The sequence below is a fragment of the Catenibacterium sp. co_0103 genome (assembly GCF_004168205.1).
Classification (GTDB): Bacteria; Bacillota_I; Bacilli_A; order Erysipelotrichales; family Coprobacillaceae; genus Catenibacterium; species Catenibacterium mitsuoka_A.
Genome location: NZ_RCYB01000024.1, coordinates 1 through 19107 on the forward strand (window position 1 = coordinate 1; position 19107 = coordinate 19107).

At 33.0% G+C, this 19107-nt stretch carries 16 protein-coding genes and 2 pseudogenes; 4 read left to right on the forward strand and 14 right to left on the reverse strand.

Annotation, left to right across the window (positions count from 1 at the left end; genetic code table 11):
* Positions 1-72: 72 nt before the first annotated feature.
* The 4 genes from EAI80_RS05705 to EAI80_RS05720 are packed head-to-tail and all read right to left on the reverse strand — an operon-like array spanning position 73 to position 4310.
* Positions 73-696 carry a DUF5052 family protein gene (locus tag EAI80_RS05705; RefSeq protein ID WP_129981280.1) on the reverse strand — a complete coding sequence of 208 codons (624 nt, stop codon included), beginning with the start codon at positions 694-696 and terminating at the stop codon, positions 73-75.
* A gap of 1 nt (position 697) precedes the next feature.
* The gene (locus tag EAI80_RS05710; protein WP_129981281.1) at positions 698-2302 is read right to left on the reverse strand and encodes a hypothetical protein; all 1605 of its coding nucleotides are present in this window, start codon (positions 2300-2302) and stop codon (positions 698-700) included.
* Between the two features lie 24 nt (positions 2303-2326).
* Positions 2327-3589, reverse strand: coding sequence for a sucrose-6-phosphate hydrolase (locus EAI80_RS05715; protein WP_129981282.1), 1263 nt, complete (start codon positions 3587-3589; stop codon positions 2327-2329).
* A 1-nt stretch (position 3590) separates the two neighbouring features.
* Complete coding sequence (locus EAI80_RS05720) at positions 3591-4310, reverse strand: GntR family transcriptional regulator (protein WP_129981283.1); 720 nt, start codon at positions 4308-4310, stop codon at positions 3591-3593.
* Positions 4311-4428: 118 nt separating this feature from the next.
* Between EAI80_RS05720 and deoC the strand changes: the two genes are divergently transcribed.
* Entirely contained in the window at positions 4429-5130 is a 702-nt protein-coding gene (gene deoC, locus EAI80_RS05725) for a deoxyribose-phosphate aldolase (protein WP_129981284.1), read from the forward strand.
* Between the two features lie 52 nt (positions 5131-5182).
* Positions 5183-5944 carry an AIM24 family protein gene (locus EAI80_RS05730; protein WP_129981285.1) on the forward strand — a complete coding sequence of 254 codons (762 nt, stop codon included), beginning with the start codon at positions 5183-5185 and terminating at the stop codon, positions 5942-5944.
* A gap of 9 nt (positions 5945-5953) precedes the next feature.
* Here the strand turns inward: EAI80_RS05730 and EAI80_RS05735 are convergent, their stop codons facing one another.
* Positions 5954-6265: a helix-turn-helix transcriptional regulator gene (locus EAI80_RS05735; protein WP_117459570.1), complete on the reverse strand. Its 312-nt coding sequence runs from the start codon at positions 6263-6265 to the stop codon at positions 5954-5956.
* Positions 6266-6495: 230 nt separating this feature from the next.
* On the opposite strand from EAI80_RS05735, the gene EAI80_RS05740 reads away from it, so the two are divergent.
* Positions 6496-7119 (forward strand): LytTR family DNA-binding domain-containing protein, encoded by a 624-nt coding sequence (locus EAI80_RS05740; RefSeq protein WP_161220291.1) that lies wholly within the window; start codon positions 6496-6498, stop codon positions 7117-7119.
* On the opposite strand, the gene EAI80_RS05745 is transcribed toward EAI80_RS05740, so the two are convergent.
* The 5 genes from EAI80_RS05745 to EAI80_RS05765 form a co-directional block, all read right to left on the reverse strand.
* Entirely contained in the window at positions 7116-8318 is a 1203-nt protein-coding gene (locus EAI80_RS05745) for a class I SAM-dependent rRNA methyltransferase (protein ID WP_129981287.1), read from the reverse strand. The two genes, EAI80_RS05740 and EAI80_RS05745, sit on opposite strands and share 4 nt — an antisense overlap.
* Before the next feature lie 87 nt (positions 8319-8405).
* Positions 8406-10673, reverse strand: coding sequence for a glycogen/starch/alpha-glucan phosphorylase (locus tag EAI80_RS05750; protein ID WP_129981288.1), 2268 nt, complete (start codon positions 10671-10673; stop codon positions 8406-8408).
* Between the two features lie 14 nt (positions 10674-10687).
* Entirely contained in the window at positions 10688-12172 is a 1485-nt protein-coding gene (gene malQ / locus EAI80_RS05755) for a 4-alpha-glucanotransferase (protein WP_129981289.1), read from the reverse strand.
* A complete protein-coding gene (locus EAI80_RS05760) occupies positions 12169-12972 on the reverse strand; it encodes an endonuclease/exonuclease/phosphatase family protein (RefSeq protein ID WP_129981290.1) in 804 nt (267 codons plus the stop codon). Before EAI80_RS05760 ends, malQ begins: the two co-directional genes overlap by 4 nt.
* Positions 12973-12974: 2 nt before the next feature.
* Positions 12975-15107: a PTS transporter subunit IIBC gene (locus tag EAI80_RS05765; RefSeq protein ID WP_129981291.1), complete on the reverse strand. Its 2133-nt coding sequence runs from the start codon at positions 15105-15107 to the stop codon at positions 12975-12977.
* 191 nt (positions 15108-15298) lie between these two features.
* On the opposite strand from EAI80_RS05765, the gene EAI80_RS05770 reads away from it, so the two are divergent.
* Positions 15299-16315 (forward strand): LacI family DNA-binding transcriptional regulator, encoded by a 1017-nt coding sequence (locus EAI80_RS05770; RefSeq protein WP_129981292.1) that lies wholly within the window; start codon positions 15299-15301, stop codon positions 16313-16315.
* A gap of 213 nt (positions 16316-16528) precedes the next feature.
* On the opposite strand, the pseudogene EAI80_RS05775 reads toward EAI80_RS05770, so the two are convergent.
* From EAI80_RS05775 to EAI80_RS05785, 4 genes and pseudogenes are all read right to left on the reverse strand, one after another.
* A pseudogene (locus tag EAI80_RS05775) lies at positions 16529-16882 on the reverse strand (transposase); the annotation flags it as partial.
* 149 nt (positions 16883-17031) lie between these two features.
* Entirely contained in the window at positions 17032-17712 is a 681-nt protein-coding gene (locus EAI80_RS13790) for a DUF4143 domain-containing protein (protein ID WP_342771508.1), read from the reverse strand.
* A 111-nt stretch (positions 17713-17823) separates the two neighbouring features.
* Positions 17824-18221: pseudogene (locus tag EAI80_RS13795) on the reverse strand (AAA family ATPase); the annotation flags it as partial.
* 128 nt (positions 18222-18349) lie between these two features.
* Entirely contained in the window at positions 18350-19102 is a 753-nt protein-coding gene (locus EAI80_RS05785; RefSeq protein WP_129981294.1) for a MurR/RpiR family transcriptional regulator, read from the reverse strand.
* Between the last annotated feature and the right edge of the window lie 5 nt (positions 19103-19107).

A 19107-nucleotide genomic window follows, 5' to 3' on the forward strand; every position in this document is an offset into this window, starting at 1 on the left:
AAGAAATAAGGGGTGAGATTCACCCCTTACTGCGTAATAATTAAAATTTAGGAAACCCCTAGTTATTTTAAATTACCCTGTTAAACAATCTGAATCAATAATCTGGAAGTTTGCACGATGAATATAAAGTGCTTTACCATCAATCATGAGTTTAGTCATCTTAGGAAGGTTTTCAGGAATTTCCCAATATACATCATCACCCTGATATGCCTTAATAGGCTGACCTAATTGAGACTTAACGACTACAACTCTTCTTTTACCAAACAAGTTCTTATACTTATTTAAGTAATTTGCGATAGCTGTATTGGCTGTGATTCCGTCTGCAGTACTATTGATATGCTTCTTAGTAAAGTCTACTTCTGCATCTAATCCCTTCTGTTCAAAGATACATGTATCTCCACAGCTTTCTATTTCATTCCCATCAATTGTGATAGTAACAACTGAAGAAAGACTATATGTTTCTTTTACACTGCCATCAGAATTATATGATGATTCTTTTACTTTATTACCAGTGATTTTGATCTTCTGACCTTTTGTTTCAAATACTTTATTCCCATAATTATCATATGTATCAATTGTATAACCATTCCCAATCAAACTACCTTTAATGTCATTGAGCTTAGATTTGAAATAAGAACATCCACATAATGATAAACATACTAAAGTAACTGTAAAAATCTTCATTATTCTTTTCATTTTATTCACCTACACTCTTAATCACATTTACATCATTCATTTCAATATAACGAATATGAATTGTTTCACCTGCTTTTAAGAAAGCCAGTGTGTTTTCATTTTCTGATGTAATGACTGCTTTGTATTTCTTACCTTCTGCATCTACGATAAATAGCTTAGATTTGCCATCTACATTAAGAATTTGTACATTTGCGATTGTGATATCCTTCTTCTTAGTTTCTGCATCAGACTCTTCTGTAATTGTTTGAGAAGAAAGGAAACTCTTCTTAAGGAGTTCTAGATTCTTAACTGAATCTGCAGAATAAACAGAGACCTTCTGATAGTCTTTCGCATCTACCATCGCATACTGTTTAATAAGTCCTCCACTATCTTTAAGTGAAATCAAATAAACAGGGTGACCACCTACATTGACTAACAATGGGAATGTGGCATCATAACCATAGTTCTTGACTTCACCTTCTGCAGATTTCATTGCAGCTTTTTCATTCGCCCCAGAACAAGAGAAACGTAAAGTTTGATGAGTACGTAAGTTAGATAATACAAAGCCTAAGTTAGATGAATCTTTATTTGCAGAAGTAATACCACTATAGATCCAGATATCGCCATCTTTTTCTAAATAGTTATAACCTTTAGATGTGACAGTGACATTCTTCTGTCCTAAGACAGAGTTAAAGAATCCATCCTGTAAGCTTCCGTTTTCATCTATTTCAGTCATAATGAGTTCTTCTGGATATACACGATCCACCCATTTCGGTACTTTGTCTTTATCATATTTCTTAGATTTACCAGTAATTGGATCAAAGAGGACAGCACCAGTGACCTTCTTCTTATTGCTTACACCAAAGTAAGTATATGTTGTACATACATACCATGGATGTCCTTTTTCATCTACTTCAAATGAAGGAGAACCAAAGATGGATGTAGGGTAAGATAATTGTAGTTTACGATTTAAATTATGATTAAGAATGGCAGAAGGTACATATTTCATACCATTTAAACCTAAATCCTTTAACTTAACGATTTCTGCCTTACCATTAGTAGAATTCACTGTAATATAAGCAGGAATACCATTCTTACTATTAGTAAGATATTTAAAGAAACTTGCATATTCAAGTGGAGTGACACGATAAACACTATTCTTATAAGAAATCTGTGTATAATCATCACTTACTTCAAACTGAGACACATATTCTGGAATCTCACCCATGACCTTGTCTCCAAGCTTTACAGTACTCTTACGGTCAATAATAGGTGTCTTAGAGAAGTCTACTTCATGTAATGTCTTATTATTAAACTTTACATTTTCTACTTCTATACGACTTGCATAACGTGATGCGTGGAAAATCTTACTTGTGAATAAATCAGTCACTAAAACACCTGCCACAATCAATGCCACTGCAGCACCTAAATAACCTACCTTTTCAGGCTTAAATTTCTTACTAAGTAATGTGCTATAAGAAGTGGAAGCACCATAAATACATAATGCGACAATAATAAATATCCAGAATTCTATCGCATGAATATTTAATGCTGGTGTATAAAAATAATAAATTAGTAATACAAGAATAATAGACACCAACATAGACTTAAATTCTATTTTTTTCATATATATTTTTCCCCCTTGGAAATATCATTCGCTTAATGTTGTGATTCTACAAGTCATCTTTTTATTAAGTGAAAGCACTGGTGTGTCTTTAAAATAAACTCTATCTGTAAAGACAAGTTCCCCACCATTTATAAATACTTCTACACTACTAGAATCAATCAATAGCTTCATAGACTGATATTCTTTAATAGTCCCTACACGTTCTGTCTGATTCATTACAGTTACTTTATGATTATTTACTGTAAGTGTATAGAGATTACTTAGATTGAGAGATAAACCATCACAAATATCTAAATCTATTTCTACTTGTCTAGAAGGAAGTAGATAGTCTGTGACTTCTACTTTTTTAGATTCATATCTTAATAATGCAAGTTCTTCTACCGGCATCATATAGAGATGATTATCATGAATAGTAAGTTCTCTAGGGAAGGTCATAGCCCCAGACCACCCTTCTTCTTTTTCAGGGAATTCACTATGCCACATATCCATCCAAGCCATGAGTATACGTCTACCATCTGGTGCAAGCATTGTAGTCGCTGCATAGAAGTCATGACCATGATCTAATTCAATAAATGTATCTTTGATCTTATAGCCTGTTTGATGGTAGTTTCTGTATTTTTCACCATCTTCTTTAATACCTTGTGGTGACATAAGTAATACATTCACTCCATTAAGTCTAAATAAATCAGGACATTCCCACATCTTCCCTTCATGATCAATGGTAGAAGCATGACCATATTCACCTAAATAATCCCAATTGATTAAATCATCTGATTGATAAATGAGTACATGTCCTCTTCCATCTTCCTTCTGACCACCAATAATCATCTTAAAATGATCATCTTCTCGCCATACTTTAGGATCACGGAAATGATATGTATTATCTACAGGTGGTTCACTAATCACTGGATTATTTTCATATTTATAAAAATGAATACCATCTTCACTCCAGGCAATATTCACATTCTGATGGAATGTAATATGTTCAGGATCATCATATATATTACCTGTATAAATCAAATATAAACGATTGTTGTATTCTACTGCACTTCCTGAAAAACAACCATGAAGATCTTCTTTATCTCCTGGAATTAAGGCAATAGGTAAGTTCTCCCAGTGAACTAAATCCTTACTTCTTACATGGCCCCAATGCATAGGTCCCCATATAGGTTCATCTGGGTAGTATTGATAGAATAAGTGATAATATCCCTGAAAATAAGAAAAACCATTTGGATCATTGATCCAGCCATGTTCAGGACATACATGGTATTTTAAACGATATGTCATATTAATCTCCTTTGTGCTGATTAAGATGTAATGTGAACGTATTAATATCTCCTCTATAACGGGCAATAGAATATTCTATTGGATTCTTTTGTGTATCATAACCAATAGAGCGGAAATAGAATAGTGAGTCTCCCTCATCTATATCTAACATATCCGCAATAGTATCATCTGCGAGAGCTATTTCTAATGTACGATCAATTGTATTAATACTATGCCCCTGTTTCTCAAAAACATCATAGAGCCTAATATGCGTAAAGTCAGTATCGAGTAAACCCGGAAATAAAGAAACAGGAATATAGGTTGTAATAAAGACATTTGGATTATAATCTGTATAACGTAAACGAACAAGCTTATAGACTAAATCTTTTTCATGAATCTGTAAAGATTTCGCAATCTCTTTAGATGCTTCTTCCATTTTAAATGTAATCACCTGTGTTTTAGATACAACACCATGTCTTTTCATCTGTGTATCAAAGCTTGATATTGATTGAGTAAAATCTTGAATTACTTTAGGTGCACATACAATCGTACCACGTTTCTTTTTCTTTTCTAAATAACCTGCATCTACTAAGATTTGCACAGCTTTTCTAATCGTTGGACGACTCACATTGTATAAATCAGAAAGTTCATGTTCTGTAGGAATAATAGTTCCTTCTGAATATTCACCCGATGTAATTTTATCTAATAAGTCTTTCTTTACATCTAAATATAAAGCGCTCATAAGAGTCCCTCCTCTCTATATATACTATTTTATCACACAAAAAACACAAGTGATATATTTACATAATGTTGACATAATAAAGTTATAATGTTAGCATATATGTAAAGGAGAGATGATTATGAAAGAATATACTATTGATGATTTAGCACAGATGATTGATCATACTAATCTTCATACTGATGCTTCTAGTAAAGATATGGAAAAACTATGTAATGAGGCTAAGGATTATCATTTTAAAATGGTTGCCATCAATCAGGTACAGTCTCATTTATGTGCAGAACTACTAAAGGGTACTGATATTCATGTAGGAGCTGCCATCTCATTTCCTTTAGGACAAACTACTATTGCCTCAAAGGTATTTGATACAAATAATGCGATTGAAGAAGGCGCAACTGAGATTGATTATGTGATTAATCAAACAGAAGTTAAGAATAAGAACTGGGATTATATTAAAGATGAAATGACACAGATTGTAGCTGCATGTCATGCTCACAATATTCCTTGTAAAGTAATCTTTGAAAACTGTTATCTTACTGATGAAGAAAAAATTATGCTATGTGAAATTGCGAAAGAAGTTAAACCTGATTTTATTAAAACTTCTACTGGTTTTGGAACAGGTGGTGCAACATTTGAAGATGTCGCATTAATGAAGAAATATGTGGGTGATGATGTAGAAGTAAAAGCTGCAGGTGGTATTAGAGATGCAAATACTTTTATTAAAATGATTCAAAATGGAGCAACACGTATTGGTACGAGTGCAGGAGTCTCTATTATTGAAGAATTAAAGAAAAAAGCTGTAGATGGTATTATTAAGATTTAAAAAGGTCATAAGACCTTTTTTTCGTATATAATAGTGTCAAGGAGGTTTTTTTATGGGATTCCAAATTTTTAATTTTGAAGATAATAGTAATGTTTCTGTAGTAAGTCGTAAAGGGATTTTTAAAGTCATTCAATATGATAAGGATTTAAGCTGTACTGCAGAGGATGCACAAACTAAGTTCTATATGAGTCAGATGAATGTAAAGAAAAGACAACTAATGATTACTTTAAATGATGAAAGTGTCAATATACAGCCAGGGGGAATGCAATGGTATGTGGGTAATGTACATCAGACAACAGGTTTAAAGGGTATTGGAGATACAATTAAAAAGTTCTTTAATGCACAGGTCACTGGTGAATCCACTATTAAGCCACAATATGTTGGTACAGGTGTAATAGTCACAGAACCAAGTTATAAACATTATATTATTGAAGATCTAGATGATTGGAATGGAGCGATGTGTGTAGAGGATGGTTTATATTGTGCATCTGAAACCAAAGTCAGCTTAAGTTCATCTATGATTAAAAGTGTATCAGGACAAACTATTGGTGAAGAAGGATTATTTAATCTATGTCTTAAGGGTTCTGGTAAAGTAGTCTTAGAATGTGATGTACCACAAGAAGAACTTATTACAATAGATTTACATAACGATACGTTAAAGATTGACGGTTCATTCGCCATTGCTTGGAGTGAAAACCTTGACTTTACAGTAGAAAGAAGCGGTAAAACACTCATTGGTTCAGCTATGAGTGGTGAAGGTTTAGTTAATGTTTATCGTGGTACAGGAAGAGTATTAATCAAACCACAGATTTAAAAACATCCACTACTCGTGGATGTTTTCATTATGTGCATAATCTTCTATAAGATATTCTGAAAGCAACATATAGATATCTCTCATACAGTTCTTTGGTACACGCGATATATTCATCACCTTCATCTCTTTACCATATAAAATATAATTCGCATCTGTACAATAGATTTCTACTAGTCTTGCAAGAGTAGTTGAAGATGGTACACATGCATCATTTTCATACTTTCCTATAGTTGTACGATCTAAATCAATACGTCTTGCCACTTCTTCCTGTGAATATCCTATTTTATTTCTTGCTTCTCTTAATCTTTCTCCCATTGACATATCTATTTACCTCTATGCCTTAAGCATAGAAATAAATATGAGCGTATGGCGCTCATGAGCGTAAAATTCTCATTTTACTATCTTTCATGACATTATTTTTCGTTTCATGATACATGTTATGTCATATAGTGAGTTATTCATGTATTGTGTTCACGGAAGCTATAACAGTGTGTTTACACGCTCAAGGACTATTAGTAGTCCTTTTTTTATTTAATAGGTGGTGGGATCTCATGATTATTTCTATAGTACATTCAAATTCTCATATAACAGAAACAATAACCAATATACTTGATTATCATCTACATCATCCTTATACAATATCTAACACTCTTATTCCTGCAGATTTGTGTTTTACTGATACACTTGAAGATATACCAAGAATAAGAAATATAAATAAAAAGGCTTTTATTGTGATAGTTACCAATCACCCATTAGGTCCTGAAACTGTCATCTATCAGCCTTTTTACTATATATTTGAAAATAGTCTAGAAAAAGATATTCCTTTCATATTATGCACATTCTTTCATTCTCGTGATTATTATCATTTCAAGTATAATTACCAGGATATTTCTATTCCTATTAATCATATTATCTACATACATACACATGAACATCTCACTACAATATATACAAAAGAAAAGAACTATCATCTCTATAAACCTTTAAAGGTGATATTAAAAGAGATTGGTTCTAAACAGATTGTACAAATTAATAAGAATACATGTGTAAATACACGTTATATTACTAAAATTAATCAATTAGATATCTATCTTAATCTAGAGATATTTAAGCTAAGCTATAAATATAAAAATAAATTTTATGAAGCATTAAAAAAGAAGTCCGAAGACTTCTAAATAATCTGGAAGATATAGAATTTTAAGTAAGATGTTTCTTCCATAGTCCAAAGAATTGGATGATCGGCATTCTGTTGAGTCACTGATACTTGTTTTAGAGTCACTCCACATTCTTTTGCGGATTCTCTTAACATCTGTTCAAAGAGTGCAGTTTCCATAAAACGTGAACAGCTGCATGTAATTAAATATCCACCCTGTCTTAAAAGCTTCATAGCTTTCATATTAATATTTTTATAGCCAGTATAAGCATGGTTGACAGTTCTTCTTGATTTAGTAAATGCAGGTGGATCTAAGACAATAATATCATACTGTCCCTGGTGACATTTATCTAAGTAATCAAAGACATCATCCTGTACAAAAGACATTCTTTCTTCTAAGTGGTTCATCTTTGCATTCGCAAGACCTTGATCTAAAGCTGTCTGAGAAACATCTACAGCAGTGACATATTTAGCCCCTCCAAAAGCTGCATTTAATGCGAAACCACCTGTATGACTAAAACAGTCTAATACTGTCTTACCTGCAGACATGTTTCTAAGTAATACTCTATTAGATTTCTGATCTAAGAAGTAACCAGTCTTCTGACCATTTTCTACATCTACATTAAGTTTCAAACCATTTTCATTAATAACTGTTGTAGTAGGTAATGTGCTTGGTTTCCAGAATCCTTTATAGAGTTCTAAACCTTCCTTCGCACGTACTTTAACATCATTTCTTTCATAGATGGCAGATACATTCTGACCATCTTCTTTTAATACTTCTAATAATAATTCATAAATCATATCCTTGATTAAATCTAAACCATAAGATGTAATCTGAGTCACAATGATTTCATTATAACGGTCTGCAGTTAAGCCTGGTAAGCCATCAGCTTCACCAAATACAAGACGACAATTAGTTAAGTTATCTTTTTCTACTGTCTTTCTAAAATCATAGGCAAACTGAATTTTCTTTTTAAAGAATTCTCTATCAATCACTTCATTTTGATTTTTAGTTAAGATACGTACTGTAATATGACTTTCTTTAGAAAGAAAACCTGTACCTAAATAACGTCCTTGAGTCGTCATAATATCTACTAAAGAACCATTCTCAATAGAATCATCTAGACTACCTAGATTATTCTTATACATCCACATCTGCCCTTTATCGAGCCATTTTTCTCCTTCAGGAGTAATAATAATACTTGGATAATTTCTTTTCATTTTCTACACCTCGTAAATAAAATAAAGTATATATGAAATAAAATCAACAAAAAAATCAGAGTTCATTAAGAACCCTGATTGAGGAGATTATTTTAATTTCCAGATATCTTCATTATACTGTGCAATAGTTCTATCACTAGAGAAGAAACCAGCTTTAGAGATATTAACTAACATCTTCTTAGCCCATGCTTTTCTATCTTTATAATCGTTGATAGCACGTACTTTAGTCTCAATATAGTCTCTTGCATCAAGTAAGGCCATAAACCAATCCTTGTATGACATATCATTATGTAATCTTTCAAGTAATTCCACATCACCGACTGATTTCATTTCATCACTGACAATAAAATCAACAAGTGTTCTTAATTCAGGATCATTATTTAAGATATCCTGAGGATGATAATCACCTTTCGCATAATGGTCAATAACTGTATCAGCTTTTGCGCCAAAGATATAAATATTATCGTCACCTACAAATTCATGTATTTCGACATTGGCACCATCGTCAGTACCTAATGTGACTGCACCGTTCAACATGAATTTCATATTAGATGTACCAGATGCTTCTTTTGAAGCAAGGGAAATCTGTTCAGAGAAATCAGCAGCAGGAATAATAGATTCTGCATAAGTGACATTATAGTTTTCTACCATGACTACTTTTAAGTAAGGAGATACTTCTGGATCATTGTCAATAAGCTGCTGCAGACAAAGGAGTGTATGGACGATATCTTTTGCGAGGATATAAGCAGGAGCTGCTTTTGCGCCAAAGATACATGTAATAGTATGTGCAGGCTTATGACCGACTTTAATCTGTAAGTACTGGTAGATGATATATAACACATTCATCTGCTGACGTTTATATTCATGTAATCTCTTAACCTGAACATCGAAGATAGAGGAAGGATCTAACTCAATACCTTCTTTTTCTTTGATTACGTTCGCAAGCTGTTTTTTCTTTTCCTGTTTGATTGTAAGTAGTTTATTAAGAACTACTTCATCATCTAAATATTTCTGTAATTTCTCTAATTCACTTGCATCTTGTTTGTAGCCTTCACCAATTAAGCTATCAATCAAATCAGTTAATTCTTCATTACATGATAATAACCATCTTCTAAATGTAATACCGTTTGTTTTGTTGTTGAAATGTGTTGGGTAAAGTTCATAGAAGTCATGTAATTCAGTATTCTTTAAAATATCTGTATGAATAGAAGCCACACCATTGATAGAGAAACCAAAGTGGATATCCATATGTGCCATATGAACTAATTTATTATTATCAATGATTGCGACTTTTTCATTTGTAGATCTTTCTTTCGCAACAGCATCTAATGCTTCAATAATAGGTACTAATTGAGGCACGATTTCTTCTAGATAAGACAATGGCCATTTTTCAAGTGCTTCTGCAAGAATAGTATGGTTTGTATAAGCACATGTTTTAGATGTAATATCAATAGCCTGCTTCATTGTAAGTCCTTCTTTCATAAGAAGACGAATCAATTCAGGAATAACCATTGATGGATGTGTATCATTGATCTGGATACATACATGCTTATCTAAATCAGTAAAGCTGATTCCTTTACTCTTGATATCTTCAAGAATCATCTGTGCCCCATTAGATACCATGAAATACTGCTGGTAAATACGTAATTTACGACCTGCTTCATCACTATCATCTGGATAGAGGAATAAAGTTAAGTTACGCACAATATTTGATTTATCAAATGAAATACCATCATGTACCATTGATTCATCAACAGATGCAATATCAAATAAGTGTAATTTATTCTTATTTCCTTTATAGCCTAATACGTCTAAATCATATAATTGAGACTTTAAAGAAAAGTCCTTAAATTCTACAGTATAATGTTTGTTTGTAGGAATGAGCCAAGAGTGATCATTAATCCAAGGGTTTGGTGTTTCGCACTGTTTGTTGTATTCAAATACCTGTTTGAATAAACCTAAATGATAATTAAGACCAACACCATCACCAGATAGGTCTAAAGTTGCGATTGAATCTAAGAAACAAGCAGCTAATCGACCTAACCCACCATTACCGAGTGAAGGTTCAGCTTCTATTTCTTCAATTTCTTCTAAACTCTTTCCGTTTTCTTTGAATAATTCCTTTACTTCCTTACGAATACCTAAGTTGATTAAGTTATTACTCATGAGTTTACCAATTAAGAATTCAGCAGAGAAATAATAAACCTTACGATCACCTTCAATTGTCTTTTTATCATCAAGCAAGTCTTTTACAACACTTAATAATGCGATATAAGCTTGTTCATTAGAACAATCTTTTAATGATAAATTAAATAACTCCTGAACTCTTGTATTAATTAACGTCTTAACATCCATTCTTAAAATCTCCTTTAAATACGGTTTGTTTTTACTGTAATGTTACGCATTCGTTCCTTTAATGAATCATTAAAGGCATTCTTATCTAAACGCCACATCCAGTTATTACCTAAAGTATTAGGTTTATTCATACGTGCTGTATTATCAAGTTTTAAGTAATCCTGCATTGGTACAATGCACTTATCACTTACACTTGCCATAATACAATCAATACTCATATCCACTAATACAGTGTCATCATCACCATCATAGTGTAGATAGTCCTTCAACATCTGTCTTTCTTCAGGCAGAATATTCTTAAGCCATCCGAACATTGTTTCATTGTCATGAGTTCCAGTATAAACAACTGAATTTTCTGTATAGTTATGAGGGAGGTAGTTGCTTGTACCAGAAGAATCACGTGAATCAAATGCGAATTCAAAGACCTTCATACCTGGATAACCACAATCAGCGACCATCTGTTTAACTGTATCAGTCAAATAACCTAAGTCTTCTGCAATTACATTGAGTTTTCCTAAAGACTCTTCAACTGTCTTAAATAAGTCATAGCCTGGACCTTTTTCCCAATGTCCATTTCTTGCAGTTGTATCACCATAAGGAATTGAGAAATATTCATCAAAACCTCTAAAATGGTCAATACGTACAACATCGTAAGCTTTCTTACAATATGCAATTCTCTGAATCCACCATGCATAACCTGTTTCTTTATGTTTCTTCCAATCATAAAGTGGATTACCCCAAAGCTGTCCATCAGCAGAGAAACCATCAGGTGGTACACCTGCAACTGCAGTTGGTTTTACTTCATGATCTAGCTGGAATAATTCTGGCTGTCCCCATACATCAGATGAATCATATGCGACATAGATAGGAATATCACCAATGATTTCTATCCCTTTACTATTCGCATAATCCTTTAATGCATACCATTGTTTCCATACATAGTACTGTAAGAACTTATGGTAATTAATGTCATCACTTAGTTCGTTACGTTTTTCAGTAAGAAACGCATCATTTCTTAAACGTAATTCTAAAGGCCAATTTTCCCAGCTTTGATTATCATAAGATGCTTTTATTGCCATAAATAATGCATAATCTTCTAGCCACCATGCATTGTCCTTACAGTAAGCTTTAAAATCTTCATTATCAGTAATATGTGAATTCTCATAAGCTTTCTTTAATAATGCATATCTATTTTCATAAAGATAAGAATAATCAACATAATCACTGTTTATATCTGCCTCTGGTAAATCTTCTTCCTTTAAATAACCACATTTCACAAACTCATCTAAAGAAATAAAATATGGGTTACCTGCAAAAGTAGAGAATGACTGATAAGGTGAATCACCATAACCAGTAATACCTAAAGGGAGAATCTGCCAATATGTTTGTTTAGCTTCTACGAGATCATCTACAAACTTATAAGCAGCTTCATCAAAACAACCAATACCATACTTACTAGGTAAAGATGATACGGATAATAACACACCACTTTTTCTCATAAACTATCCTCCATAAATAATCCAAAATGATCAGAAACTACATCTTCATGTGTACCATCAAATACAACATGATGGCTTTTTACATGTTCTTTTTTATTACACCAGATATAATCAATACGCATACCATCTACTGCTTCATCCCATCCGTCTATTTTACCCTGAGCAGTAAAACGACCTTGGACATCATCAGCCTCGTCACGTGTATCAAACCACCCATCTTCTTTAATAGTCTCATAACTTTGGTTTGGAATAAGATCAGGTGCATTGAAATCTCCTGCTAAGTAAACAGGGACTTCTTTATTCGCCACAACATTGAGCTTATGCCATTGGTTGATGAAAGGTTCCTCATTATCATTCCACCATCCTAAATGGGCTGTATAAACCCAAAAATGTGTGTTTTCTTTTACTATTTCTACTCCAAGAGAATTACGTTTCTTCCAGAACGTATAATCATTGGTTTGCGTCAATAAAGTATTTTCACTATTCACAATTGGGTACTTAGAGAAGATAGCTACACCTTCATCAAACTTGCCATAACCTACTTTAACTGGTATATAGTTCCAATAGTATTGATCACCAAGTAATTGGCTTAATCCAAGTGCATAATTGTCTTCTTTAATAATGTCTCTACCGACATAAGATTTGTCGGTAGAGACACTTTTTGCAGTCATACTTTGATTGACTTCTTGTAAACAAATGACATCAACATCATGATTCAGAATAAAATTCGCAATTGTCTGGAGCTTATTCTTTTCATCACATTCACTGAGTGAATGTGTGTTAAGTGTCATGAGCTTCATATTTATTTACCTAAGGCATCATTGATATCTGACTTAAGAACATCGGCTTTAGGTCCATAAACTGCCTGAACACCGTTATCCTTCTTAAGGAGACCCTTTGCGCCTTCCTTCTTCCAAGCATCAACATCAGCAACTTTATTGACATCATTAACTGTAACTCTTAAACGAGTCATACATGCATCAACTAACTGAATATTATCTCTACCACCAAGTAAGTTGATGATTGCTTCAACCTGAGCACTACCTTCATGTGCTGTAGAAGCTTCATCACTTTCCATATCATCATAGTTACCAAGTCTACCTGGTGTCGCAAAGTTAAACTTCTTGATCATGAAGTTTGCAACGAAATAACCAACTACTGCGAATACTACACATGCAATAACGAAATTAATAACATCACCAAGTAATCCTGCTTGAACTGCCATAGGAACACGAGTTAAGAATTCGATATTACCAAATGAATGAACTCTTAAATGAACAATATCAGCTGCTGCGAAAGCTAAACCTTGAAGTACTGCATAAACACCATATAGTGGAACTGCTGCGAACATAAACATGAATTCTAGAGGTTCAGTAACACCTGTTAAGAAAGTTGCAATGAATGTAGAAATAAACATTGATTTATATTTAAGCTGTTTATCTTTATCGACATTCTTATACATTGCATAAGCGAAACCAGCTAATAGACCAGTTGCACCAATCATCTGACCTACTTTGAAACGAGCAGGTGTAACTGTTGTTAATAAGTGAGTGTAAGCTGTCATGTTTCCAGCTTTCTTTAAGTTAATTAAATCTGTAACCCAAGCTAACCATAATGGATCCTGACCGAATACTTTTGTACCCTTCTGTAAACCAGTCATGATAGTATATGTACCACCAAATGAAGTGTAGTTAACTGGAATAGTTAACATATGATGTAAACCAAATGGTAATAATAGACGTTCTAACATACCATATAAGAATGGGGCAATGATTGGCGCTGTTTTACTAGAGTTTGCAAGCCAAACACCAAAGCTATTGATACCACCCTGAACAAATGGCCATACAATTGACATTACAACTGCGATAACAACTGAATGAACAATAACCATTAATGGAACGAAACGTTTACCATTGAAGAATGATAAGCAATCAGGTAATTTACGGAAGTTATAGTATTTGTTGTAAACAATACCACCAACGAAACCAGCAATAATACCTACAAAGACACCCATATTAAGTGCTGCAGATCCTAGAACTGTTGTGAAATAGTTGGCAACTGGAATCTTTGCACCAAATAATGTATGTGTATAAATGACTTTACTACTATTAACCATATCGGCTGTAACACCAAAGATTGTACCTGTGATGTTATTGATTAAGATAAATGCGATAACGGCAGCAAATGCACCTCCAGCACGATCTTTAGCCCAGTTACCACCAATGGCAGCTGCGAATAAGATATGTAGGTTGTTGATAACTGCCCAACCAATCTGTTCCATTACAGAACCAACAGTCATAACAAATGCAACATCTGCACCAAACATCTGGAATACTTTACCTAATGAAATCATTAAACCAGCAGCAGGCATTACTGCGATAACTGTCATTAAGGCTTTACCTAACTTCTGTAAGAAGTCGAAGTTAATTCCTTTTTTCTTCTTCTTTTCAGGTGCTGCTTTAGGAGCTGCTACATCTTCAAGAACAAGCATCTCATCCTTCACATTATGAGCACCTTTCTTTAAGACAATCTTCTTACCTTTAAGATCATCTTCTTTAGTAAATACGAATGGAGTCATTGTATTGACACCTTTAGATTTAAAGAAATCTAAATCTCCTTCAAACAATAAATCTCCTTTTTCAACTGTCTGTCCTTCTTTTACATGCCAAGTAAAACCTTCACCCTGATACTGAACTGTATCTAATCCAAAGTGAATTAAGATTTCAATACCATCATCTGTCACAAGACCAACTGCATGTTTAGTAGGTGCAACCATTTTTACTACACAGTTGTCTGGTGCATATACTTTTCCATCTTCTGGAATGATAGCACATCCGTCTCCCATCATCTTTTCTGAAAATACAGAATCTGGGACATCAGTAATTGGTACTACTTTACCCTTGAGGGGCATACATAAAACTTTTCCCTTACTCATATTCTTTCCTCCTTCTAATAAGGTTATGTCTTACTCCCTTTTTCTTACAAATTCTATTTTAATGATTGTAAACACTTACACAATAGGAATTATGCAACAAAGCAGGGTATTTACGCATATATTATGCAAATATTTGCACAACTATAGCGCAACCAAACAATAATGAGTATAATAAAAGAGAGGTGATTTAAATGAGTATCACAATTAAAGATATTGCGAAAAAAGCAGGGGTATCTCCATCTACTGTATCTCGTACAATTAATAATCATTATTCAATTAGTGAAGAAACGAAAGAAAAAGTACGTAAAGTAATGGATGAACTCGGTTATGTATATGATAAATCACATATTAAGAAACATGATGTTGGTGTCGTCTTTCCACGTTCTATGGTAGATGTCTATGAGAATCCATTCTATCTAGAAATAGTAAGAGGTATTAGTTATATATGTAATAAAGGGCGTTATAGTCTTCATATTATTACTGGTGCCGATACGAGAGAGATGAAAACAAGTATGGAAATTGCGAATTGTGAAGGATATATCTTCCTAAATACGAAAATTGAATCTTCTGTGACAGATTATTTAAGAGAACGTATGATTCCTTATATTATGATTGGTAAACCACCAATGAATTCCATTACATCAGTCAGTGTAGATACAGATAATATCCAGGCAGGCTATGAGGCAGTGAAATACTTATTAAAAAAAGGACATCAAAAGATTGGTTATATTGGTGAGAAAAAAGATGTGCAGTATTCTATAGATCGACGTCTTGGCTATATACAAGCTTTATCAGAAGCAGGCTATGAAATAAAAGAAGACTATATTAAGAATCTTTCTTCAAGCTATTCCTATAACCCCAATGAAATACTTGAATTATTAAGAAGTGATGACTGTCCGAGTGCCTTTGTGGTATGTGATGATATTTATGCAGTCATTATGGTGAGACTAATTACTGAAGTAGGAAAGAAAGTACCTGATGATATTTCTATTGTGAGCTTTAATAATTCTATCTTTGCACGTTTCTCAGAACCACCACTGACTTCTATTGATGTAAGCCCAAATCAGTTAGGCATGGAAGCAGTAGTCCAACTTATTAAACATATAGAAACACCTACCATGTTTGCGACACGCTCAATTGTGCCATTCACAATACGTAAAAGACAAAGTGTAAAAGAAATGAATAAAGAGGCTGTAACGAATAGATAGTATTTACTACTACCTTGAGCGTTATAGCTCTTTTTCATATATCTCAACCCAAAAAGGTTATTCACTACTGCATGGTGAATAACCTTTTCATATTTCAGACGCACTTAAAAAGAACCTGCCCATTTCCTAAAAAATTTTATCAGCAGATAAACAATCTGAGCATCTCCTTGACCTGTTTCATCTGGTTTTCTTCTGTTTCCTTGATTCTCTTCTTCAGTTTCTGGTATTATGTCCCATTGAAACAAGGTAGATCTCCATCTGAACATTGTCATGTCCTCTTCTATAGAGTCTGTCATAACCCATATTCTCCTTAAGATCACCAAAAGTTCCTTCTGCTTCATTATCTCTCTTGAACATGAGTTTCTTGCCTTCTTCGCTTGTGACATTTTTTCTTACTTCCTTATGAAACTCATCAAGTTCCTTGCAGTAGTTTATGCTTCTTCCAATTCTGGATTTAGTGCATCTTGATCTGAATGGACAGCCCTCACAGTGATGATTTATTAGTTTTATATTATTACGTGCATATTCGCCCCTTATATCAGTAGTTACCTTATCCACCTCAAACTCATGACCAGCAGGACTTCGATCCGCCTTTTACTGTTTCTGAAACTATAATTAGTTATTTACCCGTTACAGCCTCTCATAGGCTAGAAGGATTCACAAGAATAAAGTAAAACATTTATTTATTATCTTATATGCATTCAAATCATTTATATTTACAATTTTAACCATTCTTCAATATCAATTATTTTTACACCTTCATACTGATATTCATCATGATGTGTGTTAGCCAATAAGATTTTAGGATATGCATCTTGTATTTCTAATAGTGAAGTAACTTCTCTATCGAAAGTTTTCTGATTCGAAATATCATCACTTACTTGAAAATAAATCTTCTCATTTTGTTTTATAGCCACAAAATCAACTTCTTTTTTATAAAGTTTACCAACATAAACTTCATACCCTCTTCTAAGCAATTCAATCGCAACGATATTTTCATATACTCTGCCATAGTCCATGTTTTTTGTTCCTATAATAGCATATCTGAAAGAATGGTCAGACAAGTAATACTTATCATTTGTTGCCAAATATTTTTTCCCTTTTATATCATACCTTCTAACTTTGTAAAACAAGTATGAATCTTTCAAATATTGCATATACAATTTTATAGTCTTATCTGTTATTTTAATATTAGCATTTGCTAATGATTTAGATATATTATTAGCTGATGTCAAAGAACTAATGTTATCCATCATAAAGTACGCTAAATCATGAATAACTTCTTTGTTTCTCATCGAATATTTATTAGTTATGTACCTTATAATAAGCGTCTCAAAAACATCTCGTATGTATTTATACTTATCATCTTGTTCACGATAAAGCAAAGTTCCAGGCATTCCACCTTCTCTCACGTATCTATCAAGTGAATACTGCCCAGCATAATATTTTAGACATTCTTTATAAGAAAAAGGAAATATTTCTATTTCATACGTTCTACCGGTAAATAAAGTAGCCAAATCACTACTTAATAGAAATGCATTCGAACCAGTAATATAAATATCATATTTCATACTACTATGTAGACTATTTATGACTTCCTCAAAGCCACTGCACATTTGAACTTCATCTATACATAATTATTCTTGTTAGATTTATATTGACCTTCTATATAATTATTTAATGCATGGTACTCTAAATACGGCTCTGCACTTAAAGAATTGAAATCAACAAAAATAATATTCGCGTCTTTATCAGTTTGATTTATATATTCCATAAATTGTAGTAACAGACATGATTTTCCAGATCTTCTAATACCCGTAATCACTTTAATATCAGGAGTTCCAATTACATTAATAATTTTTGTTAAATAGTTTCTTTCTAAAAGTTTCATTTCATTCACCCACATATATTATACCTTCTTATTCCGAAAAAATGAATTATTTTCAATTTTTCGGAATAAGATTCAACCTTGATTTAACATATATATTCGTAAAGTCTATAACACGCAAAAAAGCCAGACCATTAAGTCTGACTTTACTCATCAAAGAATGCGAATTCTTGATATTTTCTTGCAAGAATAGTAAGAACAATTCCTACTGCATTCATAGAAATGATATGTTCATCCTCAAGAGGAAATTCTGTTGTATTATAGTAAAGATGATAATCTGAATTTTCTACAAGGAAATTCTTTCCTAGCTCAGTTATAGAAAGAATAGGTATATTCTTCATATTCAGTGCATTTACTGTTGTTCTGATACCTGGTGTATTACCTGACAATGAAATAATAATGACAAAATCATCACTAGTTAGGGAGTGTGAGATGACTTCAAAATTAGTTTCACCAGATACAATATAATTTGAACGCCCTGCCACGAATAGCTCACTGGAGAACTGTTTTGTGTAGTTGTTCTGAGTAAAACCCGTCGCATACAAAATGACTTGTCGTGCTTTATGGATTTCGGAAATCAATGTTGCAAAGTTTACCTGCGATGCATATTCAAATGTTTTATCAATCTCTTTTCTAAATTTTTCAACCAAATCTGTAGGAACAACTGCTTTCTTCACTATATCCTTCTTTAAAGAATACTTTAATTCTGAATAACCTGTATAGCCTAGCTTCTGTGCCAAACGTAATACAGAACTCTTTGACGAAAGCAGAACCTTCGCAAGTTCATTAATAGGCATGCCTACAACATCAGATTTATGATTTCTGATATATTGAATCATGTCTTTTTCATTATCACTTAGTGTTGAATAAATAAGTCCTGCTTGTGTGTCAAAGTCCATATCTC